This window comes from Blastomonas sp. AAP53, assembly GCF_000331245.1.
Lineage (GTDB): Bacteria > Pseudomonadota > Alphaproteobacteria > Sphingomonadales > Sphingomonadaceae > Blastomonas.
In genome coordinates, this window is the sequence record NZ_ANFZ01000003.1 from 1 (window position 1) to 14427 (window position 14427).

The 14427-nt window shown below is 63.1% G+C and carries 12 protein-coding genes; 2 read left to right on the forward strand and 10 right to left on the reverse strand.

The window, feature by feature from the left end:
- Positions 1-176 precede the first annotated feature (176 nt).
- From D618_RS19605 to D618_RS0101705, 5 genes are all read right to left on the reverse strand, one after another.
- Complete coding sequence (locus D618_RS19605) at positions 177-1190, reverse strand: hypothetical protein (protein WP_152414490.1); 1014 nt, start codon at positions 1188-1190, stop codon at positions 177-179.
- Between the two features lie 466 nt (positions 1191-1656).
- Positions 1657-1800, reverse strand: a complete 144-nt coding sequence (locus tag D618_RS19965) for a hypothetical protein (RefSeq protein WP_238550564.1) — start codon at positions 1798-1800, stop codon at positions 1657-1659.
- A complete protein-coding gene (locus tag D618_RS19970) occupies positions 1797-1979 on the reverse strand; it encodes a hypothetical protein (protein WP_238550565.1) in 183 nt (60 codons plus the stop codon). Before D618_RS19970 ends, D618_RS19965 begins: the two co-directional genes overlap by 4 nt.
- 61 nt (positions 1980-2040) lie before the next feature.
- Positions 2041-3180, reverse strand: coding sequence for a glycosyltransferase family 4 protein (locus D618_RS0101700; protein ID WP_017669751.1), 1140 nt, complete (start codon positions 3178-3180; stop codon positions 2041-2043).
- Between the two features lie 212 nt (positions 3181-3392).
- Positions 3393-4295: an alpha/beta hydrolase gene (locus D618_RS0101705; RefSeq protein ID WP_017669752.1), complete on the reverse strand. Its 903-nt coding sequence runs from the start codon at positions 4293-4295 to the stop codon at positions 3393-3395.
- A 37-nt stretch (positions 4296-4332) separates the two neighbouring features.
- Between D618_RS0101705 and D618_RS0101710 the strand changes: the two genes are divergently transcribed.
- Entirely contained in the window at positions 4333-5739 is a 1407-nt protein-coding gene (locus D618_RS0101710) for a YdiU family protein (RefSeq protein ID WP_026091173.1), read from the forward strand.
- A gap of 47 nt (positions 5740-5786) precedes the next feature.
- Here D618_RS0101710 and D618_RS0101715 read toward each other — a convergent pair whose 3' ends face one another.
- The 4 genes from D618_RS0101715 to D618_RS0101730 all read right to left on the reverse strand — a co-directional run bounded on the left by D618_RS0101715 (position 5787) and on the right by D618_RS0101730 (position 12247).
- Positions 5787-7040, reverse strand: coding sequence for a DUF445 domain-containing protein (locus D618_RS0101715; protein ID WP_017669754.1), 1254 nt, complete (start codon positions 7038-7040; stop codon positions 5787-5789).
- A gap of 16 nt (positions 7041-7056) precedes the next feature.
- A complete protein-coding gene (locus D618_RS0101720; RefSeq protein WP_017669755.1) occupies positions 7057-10239 on the reverse strand; it encodes an efflux RND transporter permease subunit in 3183 nt (1060 codons plus the stop codon).
- A 192-nt stretch (positions 10240-10431) separates the two neighbouring features.
- Positions 10432-11655, reverse strand: a complete 1224-nt coding sequence (locus D618_RS0101725) for an efflux RND transporter periplasmic adaptor subunit (protein ID WP_017669756.1) — start codon at positions 11653-11655, stop codon at positions 10432-10434.
- Positions 11656-11977: 322 nt separating this feature from the next.
- Positions 11978-12247, reverse strand: a complete 270-nt coding sequence (locus D618_RS0101730; protein ID WP_017669757.1) for a GlsB/YeaQ/YmgE family stress response membrane protein — start codon at positions 12245-12247, stop codon at positions 11978-11980.
- Positions 12248-12492: 245 nt separating this feature from the next.
- Here D618_RS0101730 and D618_RS0101735 point away from each other — a divergent pair, with 245 nt between their 5' ends.
- Positions 12493-13167, forward strand: a complete 675-nt coding sequence (locus D618_RS0101735) for a hypothetical protein (RefSeq protein ID WP_017669758.1) — start codon at positions 12493-12495, stop codon at positions 13165-13167.
- 23 nt (positions 13168-13190) lie between these two features.
- On the opposite strand, the gene D618_RS17395 is transcribed toward D618_RS0101735, so the two are convergent.
- Positions 13191-14427 (reverse strand): Coenzyme F420 hydrogenase/dehydrogenase, beta subunit C-terminal domain (locus D618_RS17395; RefSeq protein ID WP_040370081.1); only part of this gene is annotated, 1237 nt, incomplete at its 5' end.

Below are 14427 nucleotides of genomic sequence, written 5' to 3' on the forward strand. Positions count from 1 at the left end.
GGGGGGGGGGTAAGGGAAACCGCCCCCACCCGTCACCCGACCTCGTTTCAGCATCCATGCAGCACTACAAGGCTTGGGATTGATGACGTACAGGAAATTTCGAGCTTAGTGCAGTGTCCTTGTAATTTATTTGAAGTTTTCTTAATTATTATAAGATCTCCGTAATTTTCGACGTCTCAACTGATATTGGGCCAACCGAAGCCAAACTTTCCGACGTAATACTTAAGATAAAGGTATCGTAAATCTGCCTCCCAATCGGCAACCGCGCTTGACATATCGGCGGACGATTTGCGCTTTGCATTTTTGGCGAACCGCGCGAGTTCATAGCTGAGACGTTTTAGGCGGGATGCTGTACCTGCTCTGCCCCAATCCCGAACATACCCAGGGTCATTAATAGGGGGCAGAACCGACTTGAACGCTACATCTAGGATTTTTTTTCTGGCAAATTCAGTTGCGCCATTGGCATTGCCGACGTGGTAACCAAGGTAAACGAGCATCCCTTCGCTGTACCAATTACTGAAGGATTGCGATTTATCTCCGGGGCCGGTAACAGTTGACGGCCAGATGAAGTGATCGGGGTCCTCGCTCGCGATATGATTTCTACGTCCCCATTCGGCAACCAACGCGCTATGGAACCTCTCCCAAGTTTCTTTCTTTTCGGGATACTTCTCCATGTAGATCAATAAGTTGAGCCATTGTTGCTTTAGTTCTCCCATGCTTCGGCCCGATAACTGTCGAATCTGATCCTTCACATTTTTTTCGACGTCGATAGGTGTCAGCCTACGCTCTGCTTTTTTGCTTCTTCGGTCTTTCGTCGGTGCACCAGCTTTTTCGATCGGGGCAGGCGTTTTTTGGTACGCCAGCTTATCCAAATGGGGCGGACGTTTCTCTCGAAGTGTAACCAGTGGTCGCTTCTTAAAGCCGTTTTCAGTCAGCAAATGGGCTTTTGGAAGCGTATTCACGAACCCCGGCGATATGTTTGCCTTCTTTTTTGACTGCCTCGCTTTTTTTCGAGATGTAGCGGACGTTTTCGTAGCTGTTGCCGATTTGGCCAACGATGCTGCTCTCTTTTTCGGCTTTGCCGGGGATCCGCTTCCGTTGCTCAACACTTTCGCGGGAACCGCTCCGTGTGCTATTGGATCAGCTCCTTTGAAACCCAGCTCCAGCAGCTTATCGAAAGGGCTCGTCATTTGGTTCTCTCAGTCAGAGCATAACGTGTCTGAAGATAGCGCCAGGCTCAATCAGTCGAGGACCAAAGGCGCCCTCACCCTTATTGGACATGCGCAGGCTATACCCTTTCTCCAACCACTCAAGGAGGTCTTTTTTATCAGTTACGTACTCATAATCCTTCACAAATCTTGTCATTGAGACAACGTAACGCCCATCGAGATGCTTGTCGGGATATAGGATGGTTCCCTTACTCGGGCCCCGCAAGACGAAGGCATGCAGATCCGGCGGATCAAAGGGCGTCAATTCAAATCCTTGTCGTTGTCTGGTTGAGAGATGTTGAGCGCCCTCTAAGAGTCCTAGCGACGCAATAGCCACTGGGCACGCGATACTAAACTTTTGTAACGGCTTCTCGGCTTCGGAACGCATCTTACGAGAGCCAGATCGCACCACATGGTGAATGCACCTGAAGCACCGATTTACTCCACTCTAACCCAAAACGCTCAACCCATGTTTCTGGACAATCGCCAGCAGTTTGAGCGCCATACCGCTGAGGCGTTTGGCGCCGGTTTCCCATTTTTCAACGGTGCTTTCACTGGTGTTGAGATAGCGGGCAAACACTGGCTGGCTCACGCGATGGGCTTTGCGCAGTTGCTTGATCGCTCGGGTTTGAATGCGGGCGGCGCTGACAGGCAAGCTTCGTCGAAACTGCGCATCGTCGCCTTGTCGATGGCCCACACCTTGCGCAGCGCCGATGCGGACGTGTGGATCGCCTCGAAGGCATCGCTCATGAATTTAGCCTTGCTGGTCATTCCAAACCTCGATGAAGTCGCCATAGGTAAGCTGACACATAATCTGGAAATCGGTCAAGGTTTACCGCCCAAACTCGGGCCGCCCCATCGCTCGCCCATACAGCGCCGCATATCGCTCCAGCATCTTGCGCTCGTCGAACTCCGCCTCGGCCTTGGCGCGGTTCGCGGCGCCCAGCGAGGCGCGCAGCGCGGGGTCGCTGGCCAGGCGGCGCAGGTTGTCAATCAACCCAGCCTCGCTGCCCGGTTCGCCGAGCAGGATCGCGTTGTCGGGGGCGACCATGTTGGCGACGTCGCCTACCATGGGGGCGGCGACCGGAAGACCCGCCGCCATCGCTTCCATCACCGAGATCGGCTGCTGCTCGCTGTCCGACGACAAGGCGAAGATATCGAAAAGGCCGATATATCGCGCCGGGTTCTTGAGGAAGCCCGGCATCAACAGGCGGTCGGTGAGGCCGACGCGGGCGGCTTCGGCTTCGATCGCGGCGCGCTCCGGCCCCTCGCCGACGATCACCAGCCGCACCGGCATTTCGAGCGCTGCGACGGCGCGGACGAGGCGGGGCAGGTTCTTGACCGCGCGAAGGCCTGCCAGCGTGCCGATGACGATCTCGCCATCGCGACGCTGAAAGCCGGGCATCGCGCCGCGCTGTGCGCGCTTGGCGTACGCTGCGATATCGATGCCGTTGGCGATGCGGCGCACGCGGCTGTCGGGCTGTTTCCACACATCGAAGGCGATCCGCTCGAGCGTGTGCGAGGGCACGACCAGGGCCTCGGTGCGCGCGAGCCCCATGATGCGGAACCAGTTGCGCTTGCGCTTGAGGCGCACCGCCTCGTCCTCGTTGAAGCCATCCTCGTGGTGGATCACCGGCGGCAGCGGCGTGGTGCCGGCAAAGATGGTGCGCGCCATCACGCCATCCATCGCGCCCCAGTTGTAGCTGCAGATGAGGTCAAACTGCTTGAAATACTCGACGAACACCCGGTAGCGCGCGATGCTGGGCTTGCCCGCGAGCGAGGGCGCATCGGTCGGGAAATCGGCGCGGATGCCGGGATTGATCGCAGGCCGCGCGCCCAGCGCGCCGGGCACGGCGGTGAGGATGGTGTGGTGCGCTTGCGGCCCAAAGTGGTTCATCAGCCGCACCGCGCGCGCCTCCTTGCCGCCGAGGTCGAAGGTGCTGTGCAGATGCAGGATGCGCGCAGGTGTCATGGTCGGACACCGAATACGGGACATGTGTTAAAGTGGTGCACAACGTCCCTCGACTTCGCTCGGGAACACGGGAGGGGTATCACGTTGCAACATGATTCCTGCAAATCCTTGATATGATAGGAAACCAAACTGCACTCTCTCTTTTCCGTTTGTTCCGAGCGAAGTCGAGGGACGTTCGCGCGACGGCTTTGCAGAAATCCCATGATTACCTGTCAGGCCTGTGTCGCAAGCACCGCGGCATCGACGCGGGCGAGCAGATCGTCGATGGCGGTCATTACCTCGGGCTCTTCGAGCGTCGGGGCGTGGCCCTTGTTCTCAACCGTCAGCAAGCGGCCGTGCGGGAGCATGGTGAGCATCCGCTCCGCCGTTGCGCGGCTGAACACATCGGAGAGCGCGCCGCGCACGATCAGCACCGCCGCGGGCGACAATCCGGCCATCGTCGGCCACAGATCGACCCCCGCCTCGCCGCCGGGCACCGCAAAGGGTTCGGCGATCTTCATGTCGTAATCATAGACGATCCGCCCGCCCGGGCCGATCTTCATCGTCTTCTTGGCGAGGTCCAGCCATTCGCTCACGCCATAGCCGGGAAAGACCGCACCTTGCGCTTCGGACAATGCGCGCGCGGCGTGCATCCAGGTGGGGAACGAACGCCCCTGGCCGACATAATCGCGGATGCGCGCCAGCCCCTCGGGCTCCAGCTGCGGGCCGACATCGTTGAGCAAGGCGCCGACGACGCGTCCGGGGCGGGTGGAGGCGAGCAGCATCGTGATCAGCCCGCCCAGCGACGTGCCGAACGCCACGAACCGCTCGATCGCCTCGGCGCGCAGCAGCGCCTCCATGTCCTGCACATAGGTGAGCGGGACATAGCTCATCGCGTCCTTGGCATAGGCGCTGTCGCCGCGTCCGCGAAGGTCGACGCAGATCACGCGCCAGTCGCCTGCGAGCCGGGCTGCGACCATCTCGAAATCGCGCGCATTGCGGGTGAGACCGGGGATGCAGAGGATCGGCGGGCGATGCGCGTTTTCGGCCCGCGCCGGATAATCGCGAAAATGCAGCCGCAGCCCGTCGTTCGACCACCAGAAACCGTCGCTATAGGGCTGATCTGGTTTGGACATGGTTGCGCGCGCTCCGTTCGAACCCCACTATCGCTGGATGACATCAGAACCGCAAGCCGCTTCCACCCGCGCCGATCCCGCGATCCTGTCCATTGCCGATGCCATCGCCCATCCGGTCAAGGCAGCCAATTTCCCGCAGACGATCCTGCGCTTCCGCAACGATCGGCATGCTGCCACCGTCGGGCTGGACGGGCTGGACGACAAGAGGTGGTGTCACCATTTCGGGCGGTTCAATCCGATGCCCGGCAACCTGCTGCAGCCGCTGGCGCTCGCCTATCACGGCCACCAGTTCCGCAACTACAACCCACAGATCGGCGACGGGCGCGGCTTTCTGTTCGCGCAATTTCGCGACGATGCCGGGCGGCTGCTCGACCTTGGCACCAAGGGATCGGGGCAGACGCCGTTCAGCCGCGATGGCGATGGCCGGCTGACGCTCAAGGGCGCGGTGCGCGAGATCCTGGCGACCGAAATGCTCGAGGCGCTGGGCGTGCACACCTCCAAGACCTTCTCGGTGATCGAGACCGGTGAGGAGCTGTGGCGCGGCGACGAGCCCTCACCCACCCGCTCGGCGGTGCTGGTGCGGCTGAGCCACAGCCATATCCGCTTCGGCACCTTCCAGCGGATCGCGTTCGAGGATGATGCAGCGAAGATGACCAGAGTGGTGCGGTACGCGCTGGACACGCTGTATGACGAGCCGAGCGGGGAGAATGACGCGGCCACGCTGCTGAACCTCGCGGTCGAGCGGATGGCGGACCTTGCCGCCAGCTATATGGTCGCAGGGTTCGTCCACGGCGTGCTCAACACCGACAACATGAACATCACCGGCGAGAGCTTCGATTATGGCCCGTGGCGGTTCGCGCCGACTTGGGAGCCGGGGTTCACTGCGGCGTATTTCGATCATTCGGGGCTCTATGCCTTCGCCCGCCAGCCCGAGGCGATCCATTGGAATCTCGGTCAGCTGGCGGTGTCGCTGCGGCTGATCAGCGACGCGCCGCCGCTGATCGCCGCGCTCGAACGCTTCGGGCCGCTATACCAGCAGGCGCTGGCGCGGCGCTTCTGCTGGCGGCTGGGCGTGGTGCCGCAGGGGCTGGAGACCGACCGCGCGCTGATCGGCGCGGCCGAGGCGCTGATGATGCAGGGCGGCGTCGGCATCGACGAATTCTTCTTCGCGTGGATGGGCGATGCGGTACCCAGCTGTCCGGCGCAACTGCTGGGCAGCGAGGGCGAAGCGCTGTGGGCGGCGTTCGGTGCGGTCAAGACGGGCTATGCGCCCGCCCGATCACGGTCGCACGCCTACTGGCAGGGCGACGCACCGCAATCGATGCTCATCGGCGAGGTCGAGGACATATGGGCCGCGATCGCCGAGCGCGACGACTGGGGCCCGCTGTTCGCCAAGGTGGAGGCTGTGCGCGCGATGGGCGAGGCTTTAAAAACCCTAACCTGATGCGCAACTCGCTCCCCTCCCTTTGAGGGAGGGGAGCTAGGTTGTACCTACAACCACACCACCGCAGTGTGGATCGCCAGCCCGACCAGCCCACCGACGAGCGTCCCGTTGATGCGGATGAACTGCAGGTCCTTGCCCACGGCATTCTCGACGCGGTCGGTGATGGTGCGCGCATCCCAGCGGCGCACGGTTTCCGACACCAGCCGCACGATCTGGTCGCCATAGCGGTTGGCGATGCCGACCAGGGTACGACGCGCAAAGCGGTTGATCTGCGTCTGCATGCGCGGGTCATTCTGCAGCGATTCGCCGATCTGCCGCAGCCCGTCGCCGAATTGACCGGACAGGGCATGATCGGGGTCGCGTGCGGCACGCAGCAGCGCGGCGCGGCTGCGCTCCCAGAGCCCGTCGAGCCACCGCGCCATCGCGGGGTTGGCCAGCATCTCGGCCTTGATGTCGGCCACCTTGCCCTGCATTTCGGGATCGTTGAGCAGCCGGAACGCCATCGTCTCCAGCCCCTCTTCCACCTTGTGGCGCAAAGGATGGTTCACATCCTCGGCCATGTCGAACAGCAGGTTGTGCAGCCCATCGATGATGCCGGTGGCGAGCCGTTCGTCGAGCCCGGTCCAGCGCATGATCGAATTGGCGCGGCTGCGGACCATGTCTTTCAGCAGCTCTTCATTGGCGAACAATGTCCGCTGCGTCCATTTGACGATCCCGTCCATCAGCGGAAGATGGCGGTTGTCGGCAATCGCAGCGCTCAGGATCTGGCCGAGCAATGGCGCGACATCGAGCTTCTCGAGCTGCTGGCGCAACGCCTCCTTGGCGTTGCCGCCCAGCCGGTCCTGATCGAGCGATTCGAGCACATCGGCGACCATGTTGGATGCGCCCAGCCGCAGCCGTCCCTCGCCGCCGGTCGGCTGCACCAGAAAGCGCCCCGCGGCCGCCGCGACATTCATGTGCCGCATCCGCCGGGCGACCACGAGCGGCGTCAGGAAGTTGCTGCGCAGGAACTGCGCCATCGTGTCGCCGATGCGGTCCTTGTTGCGCGGGATGATCGCGGTGTGCGGGATTGGCAGGCCGAGCGGATGACGGAACAGCGCCGTGACCGCGAACCAGTCGGCCAGCCCGCCGACCATCGCGGCTTCGGCAAAGGCGCGGACATAGCCCCAGCGTGCGTCGACATGGCCCTCGGCCCAGTGCGTCGCCAGGAACACGCCCGCCATCACCACCAGCATGCCGGTGGCAATGGCGCGGATACGCCATGCCGGATCAGCGCTTCTGGGCAGGCCCTCGGCGGTCATGACAGACGTCCGCCAGTCACTCCGCAGGCTGGATACCGTGCGGCTGGCCGCCTGCCATCATCGCTTCGTCTGCAGCATTGTCGCCGGTCTTGTAGGTCAGCAGCTTGCGGCTCAGCCAGGGTCCGACGCGCTTTTCGACGCCATCGGCCAGGCTGAAGCCCGCCGGAACGATGACCAGCGTCAGCAATGTGGAGACGATCAGCCCGCCAATCACCACGATACCCATCGGCGCGCGCCACGCGCCGTCACCCGAGAGCGACAGGGCGGTGGGCACCATGCCCGCGGTCATCGCCACCGTGGTCATCACGATCGGCTGCGCACGCTTGTGCCCGGCCTCAAGGATCGCCTCGAGCTTGGGGACACCGCGCTGCATTTCCTCGATCGCAAAGTCGATCAGCAGGATCGAGTTTTTGGACACGATCCCCAGCAGCATCAGTACGCCGATGAGCACCGGCATCGACACTGGCTGGCCCAAGATCCAGATCAGCAGGATGCCGCCGAGCGGAGCAAGCGCGAGCGAGCCCATGTTGACCAGGGGCGACATCAGCCGCTTGTAGAGCAGCACCAGCACCGCGAACACCAGCAGCACGCCAGACACCAGCGCGATGATGAAGTTCACCGCCAGCTCGGCCTGCCATTCCTGCTCGCCGAACGGCTTGGTGCTGACCCCGGTGGGCAGCTTCTGCATGATCGGCAGCTTGTTGATCGCGGTCATCGCCTCGCCAGACACCACACCCGTTGCAAGATCAGCCCCGATGAACACGCGGCGCTCCTGGTTGTAACGCTGGATGGTGGTCGGGCCCGAACCGAACGAGATTTCCGCCACCCGGCTGAGCGGCACCGAGCCGCCAGCAGCCGTCTGCACCGGCAGGTTCTGGATGGTCTGGAAATCGTTGCGCGATTCCTTGGGCAGCACCACCCGGATCTGGATCTGACGATCGGACAGCGAGAACTTGGCCGCGTTCTGTTCGATCTCACCCAGAGTCGCGATACGGATCGCCTGGCTGAGCGCGGCCGTGGTAATGCCCAGCTGCGCGGCAAGATCGGCGCGCGGCTTGATGATGATTTCCGGGCGACGCATGTCGGCATTGACGCGCGGGCCGGTGATCAGCTTCAGCCCCTTCATCTGTTCGACCAGCGTGCCTGCAGCGGCGTACAGCTTGTCGGGATCAGACCCTGTCAGCATGATCGAGATATCGCGGTTGGTGCCGCCGCCGCCCGATTGCGAGGCAAAGCTCACCCGCGCATCGGGGATCGACTGCAGTGTCTTGGCCAGGTCCCGCTCGAACTCGAACGACTTCTTCGTGCGGTCCTTCTTCAGCGTCACGAAGATCGTGCCGTTGCCTTCGCGGATTCGGATCAAGGCGCGCTCGACCTCGGGCTGCTGGTACATGATCGCAGCAACCTTGTCGGCCACCACTTCGGTCTGCTCCAGCGTGGTGCCGGGCACCATCTCGATCTGGATGCGGCTGTTGTCCTCGTTGATCGTCGGCTGGAACTGCGCTGGGGTTATCGCGAACAGGATCACGGTGACGACGAACGCCAGCAGCCCGATGCCCATCATCCACACGCGGTGGTCGAGGAACATGGCCGTCAGCTTGCGCAGGAAACCGGGGTTGTCGCCACGGAAATCACGAGCGCGGCGCTGGTCGAGCGACCAGCCCAGCAGCTTCATGTAGCTGTCCATCATCTTGCCTTCGCCATGCGCCGCATGGCCCTTGGCTTCGAGGAAATAGGCGGCGACCATCGGCGTGATCATGCGCGCGACGGCAAGGCTCATCAGCACCGAAACGACGACGGTGATGCCGAAGTTCTTGAAGAACTGCCCCGAGATGCCGGGCATCAGACCCACCGGCAGGAACACCGCGACGATGCAGAATGAGGTCGCCACCACTGCCAGGCCGATCTCGTCGGCAGCATCGATCGACGCCTGATAGGCGGACTTGCCCATGCGCATGTGTCGGACGATGTTCTCGATCTCCACGATCGCATCATCGACCAGCACGCCAGCCACCAGACCCAATGCGAGCAGCGAGAGGAAGTTGAGGTTGAAGCCCAGCAAATCCATGAACCAGAAGGTGGGGATCGCCGACAGCGGAATCGCAATCGCCGAGATGATCGTCGCGCGCCAATCGCGCAGGAAGAAGAACACCACCACGACCGCCAGCACCGCGCCTTCGATCATCGAGGCGATCGAGCTTTCATACTGGCCCTTGGTGTAGTCGACGCTGGAGCCGAGGCGGATGAAATTGACCCCGGGATTTTCCTTCTTGATCTCGTCCATCACCTTGATCGACGCGTCATAGACCGTCACGTCCGATGCGCCCTTCGAGCGCGTCATCGCAAAGTTCACGACCTCCTTGTCGCGGACCTTGCTGATCGAGGTCGGCTCGCCATAGCCATCGGTCACCGTAGCGACGTCGGTCAGCTTGATGGTGCGCCCTCCGCCCAGCGGAACCTGCATCTGCGACAGCTGGAAGGCGGTGTCTGCATTGCCGAGCACGCGCAGCGACTGCTTGGTGCCGCCGACATCGGCACGGCCACCGGCGGCATCGACATTGATCTGGCGCAGTGCGTTGTTGACGACGCTTGCAGTCACGCCCAGCGCCTGCATGCGCTGCGGGTCCAGCACGACGCGGATTTCGCGATCCACCCCGCCAAAGCGGTCAACCTCGGACATGCCGTCAACCGACAGCAAGCGCTTGGCGACGGTATCGTCGACGAACCAGCTCAGCTGCTCGATCGTCATGTCGTCGGCTTCGACCGCGAAATACGCCAGCGGTTCGCCCACCGCGTCGACCTTGGTGACAGAAGGTTCAAGGATGCCCTCGGGCAGGCTGCCGCGGATCTGGTCGACCGAATTCTTGACCTCGTTCACCGCCTCGATGGTGTCGGTGCCGATCTCGAACTCGACGAACGTGCTCGACGATCCTTCGCTCGCGGTCGAACTGATGTTCTTGACGCCATTGATCGAACGGACAGCGGCTTCGATCCGCTGGGTGATCTGGTTTTCGATTTCCGTCGGCGCAGCACCGGGCTGGGAAATGCTGATCTGGACCGCAGGAAAATCGATATCGGGGTTGTTGACCACATCCATCCGCATGAAGCTGAGGATGCCGGCGAACAGCAGGCCGGTGAAGAAGACGAGCGGGATGATCGGATTGCGGATCGACCAGGCCGACATGTTCCTGAAATTCATCGCTTTGTCCTCAACCCGCCGGGCAATCTGCTCGGTTCAGTTACGCTGTTGTCATACGGCCAGATGCAGGCGCCATGCAAGCCGTGCGGCCCCGATCGGGCCTGGTCATGGCCAGACGCTCGACCAACGTACGGCCCCCTTCGATAATCGGCGGCGCCGGGCTGGCGCGTCGGCCAGCCCTGGAGGCGTCCGTCAGCTCCGCTTGGCACCCTGCATCTGCGGACGCACCGTCTCGCCGGGGTTGAGGAAGCCGCCGGCATACAGCACGACGCGTTCCTTGCCGGTAATGCCGCTGGCAATCGCAATCCCGCGCGGGGTCACGGTGCCGGTGGTGACATCACGGCGCTCGACCTTGTTATCCTTGCCGACGATATAGACATAGCTGCCCTTGTCATCGCTGAGCACCGCCGATTCAGGTAGCACTGGCGACTGGGACGACCCGCTGACCACGGCCGCGCTGGCAAAACCACCGGGGCGCAGCGCCTTGTCATAGGGCAGCGCAATCCGGGCAATGCCCTGGCGCGACGTTTCGTTGATGATCGGCGCGACCTGCCAGACCTGGCCGGTAAACGTCTTGGCCGTCCCCACCGGGCGAACTTCGGCGCGCACGCCGACATTCAACACGGCAAGGTCCGCCTCGCCCATCTGCGCGCGCAGCTCCATTTCGCCGCGCGCAGCCATGCGGAACAGCACACCGCTGCCGGCGCCGACCACCTGTCCGGGCTCGACATTGCGCTCCAGAACCAGACCGGCTTCGGGCGCGCGGATGTTCAGACGACCGTTGCGGGCCTGGGCCTCGCGCAGCTGAGCTTGCGCCACCTCGACCCGTGCCACGGCGGCATCGCGGGTGGCACGGCGGCGATCAACGTCGGCCTTGGAAATGAAGCCACGATCGATCAGCTGCAACGCGCGGTCGAGCTCGTTCTGCGCCAGCACCGAATCAGCCTGGCTAACCTGGATCTGTGCCGCAAGCGAACGCGCCTGCTGGCTCTGCACATCCTGATCGAGGACCGCGAGCACCTGGCCTGCCTTCACCCAGTCGCCGGGCTGGACAAGCACGCGGACCACCTGACCGCCCTCGCCTGCAATGCCGATCGGCATTTCACGGCGCGCTGCCAGCGTCCCGGTGGCGTTGATCACGCGCTCGACCGAGCCTGAACCGGGAACGATCACGGTCACCGCCGGGGCCTGCGATTCGCTGCCTCCAGCTCCTGCCTGCGCGCCTTCTCCGGCAGCGGTTTCTGCGTCACCGCCAAAAAAATACATGCCGGCTGCGATCAGCAACGCCAGGGCAACTATTACCCCGATGATCGTGTTGCGACGCCGCTTTGCAGCGGCGGAGTCGACATCCGATCCGTAAAGGTCTTCGCTACGGGCGGTGATCGAATCGCCGCCAAAGCTGGTCTCGTAATTCATTGCCTGATTCCGTCCAAACCACTTCGCCCCGTCGCAATAAGCCAAAATGCCCTAGCACCGCATATGTGCCGGACCTGCCATCAACGAAGAGCCACCTTCCGCTGGGCGCAGACACACAGCCGGGAGTTCATGGCACTGTGTTATCCAATTAAGTCACCACGCGCAAGCCAAAAGCTGTGCGGCATCGGCGGCGCGTAGACGGGATCGGTCGGTGTGGCAATTGCACGGCTGCCTGTCCGGACAAGCAAAAAGGAGCGCCGACGCTGTGCGCCGACGCTCCTGTTGCCGCCAGCTTGCGCTGGCACATATTCGTCAGAATTGCTTAGCGTGCGCGACCGCGCTGCACGAAGTTGACGATCGCCAGCAGCACCACGGCACCGATGAACGACGTCAGCAGGGTCAGCGGGTCAAACGCGTCGGCGCGAAGGCTGCCGCCACCGATCAGACCGCCGAAGAGGAAACGACCCAGGACCGATCCGATGCAACCGACCACGACGTTCCAGAAAATGCCCATCTGGGCATCGCGGTTCATCACCTTGCTGGCCAGCCAGCCCATGATGCCGCCCATGATCAGCGCCAGAATCAAACCCATATTGTCCTCCTGTTTTGTTGCGATGCCGCGTTCCGGTCATCATGGCATCAGGTACGGCAGAGCGGTGAAACGGTTCCCGGACGCGGCGAAATTGCGCACGGGGCAATAACCTGTGATGGCAATGCGCCTTGCCACTTGTTTCGAACTGGCAGCGTGTTACCGGACCGGGTCAGGACGGCAGCGCGCGTGACGCAGGGCCTGTCGCAACGCGCGGACAATATGCCGCACCGCTTGAGAGAGACCACATGATCCCCCGCGAGCTGCTCGCCACTGCCATAGTTCCCGGCGGCGACGAGCCGTTGCGGCTGATCCGCCGGGGCAGCGAGTTTTCGATCATGCTCGGTGCCAACGAGCTGATGAACAGCCGGTTGAGCGGATCGGAAGAGGCCCTGAGCCGCCTATCGCGTGCCTGCATCGCACAGGTTGCCGCGCCGCGCGTCCTGATCGGCGGGTTGGGCATGGGCTTCACCCTGCGAGCGGCGCTGGAGGCGTTTGGCGCACAATCCACCATCGAGGTCGCAGAGCTGGTCCCCGAGATCGTCGAATGGGCGCGCGGCCCGATGGCGCATCTGCACGCGGGGACCCTGGACGACCCCAGGGTGACGGTGTGCATCGCGGATGTCGGCGCGCTCATCCGGACTGCGTCGTCGCGGTACGACGCCATTCTGCTCGATGTCGACAACGGACCCGATGGCCTGTCGCGTGAAGGCAATGATGCGCTTTACAACGCCACCGGCCTGGCACAGGCCCGCGCCGCGCTTCGCCCTGGTGGCGTGCTGGCGGTGTGGTCGAGCGGACCCGATGCGCGGTTCACCAGCAGGCTGCGCAAGGCCGGGTTAGCGGTCAGCGAAGAGATCGCGCGAGCCCGCAGCACTGGCGGCGGAGCGCGACACACCATCTGGCTGGCGTTGCGTCGCTGATCGCGACAACTCGGACCTGCGGCTCAGAGCAGCGTATCGGGGTCAATGCCGGACTTGGGCCGTTCTCCCGGCAACGGCTCGACACCGTAGCGCTGCACCAACGCCCAGACATGATCGGGAATCATCGACTTCATCTTGGCCGGTGCGGAGCGGCGCAGGTGCAGCACGGTTTCGATGGCCTTCATCTCCACCCGCGCGCGGGCGAATTCGGCTCCGCGTGGACCGATCCGCGGCATCAGCCAGCCAAAGATGCCGCGCATGAAGTTGGGCATGCGCCGCAACGGCAGGCCGCCGGCGGCTCGCTCGGTATTGGCGAGGAAACCCTTGACCGGCCCGGCGCGGTTGCCGGCACTGGCGACCTCGCGTGTGCGCAGCTCGTCACCCAGCAGTTCGACCAGCTCCTCGCCGCGTTCGTTGCGCACCACCAGCCACTGCTTGCCGCCGCCCGCCATGTACCCGATCGTGATATCCGCCAGCACATTGGTATAATCGACACAGGTGCGGCAGGTGAGCGGAAAGAAATCGCTCGGCAGATCGGCGATCGGCAGCTTGAGGAAAGGGATTTTCTCGACGCGGCCATCGTCAAACCGCAGTTCGACATGGTAGTCGGGGAGGAATTCCAGATAGCTGATGCTGTCGGGCTTGTCGGACAACAGGCTGAGGAACAGGTGGAAGTTCTCTGTCGTGGTGTTGTCGGCACACGGCGTGCCGATCACGTAGATTCGCTCGAAACCCAGCTCGTCCTCGAGCGCTCGCAGGGCGTGGACCTGGCAGGGAATACCGATCAGCGCGATTCTGCGGTGCCCGGCTTCGCGCGCCGGTTCCAGCAGTGCCAAGAGCGGGGCATAGCCCATGCGCATTCCGCGAACACTTGCCATGTCCTCAGCCCGGGTGATCAGCACCGGGGTGGGCCGCCACCGGTCGTCGGGGTGCGGCCCGATCGCCAGAACGGCATCCACCGCGCCCGTCTCGAGCAACCGCTCGCCGATGCGGGTGACGATGCCGGTCCATTGCGCGCCAGGCGAGGGCGCGACCATCTCGGCCGCGATCATGCGGCGGAATGGCCCGAAGAAAAGTTCGTCCGGCCGTTCGGGGTCGCGCGCCCGGCCATGCGCCTTGCGCTCGAGCGCCGCATAATCGGGTTTGATGAACTGGCAGGCGCGGCCGCATGCCTTGGGATCGCTGGTCCGAGAGATGCCGCAATCGGTGCACAAAGTGCGTGGAACGGCGGGCGGCATATCCCCCGCCGTTACGCTATTT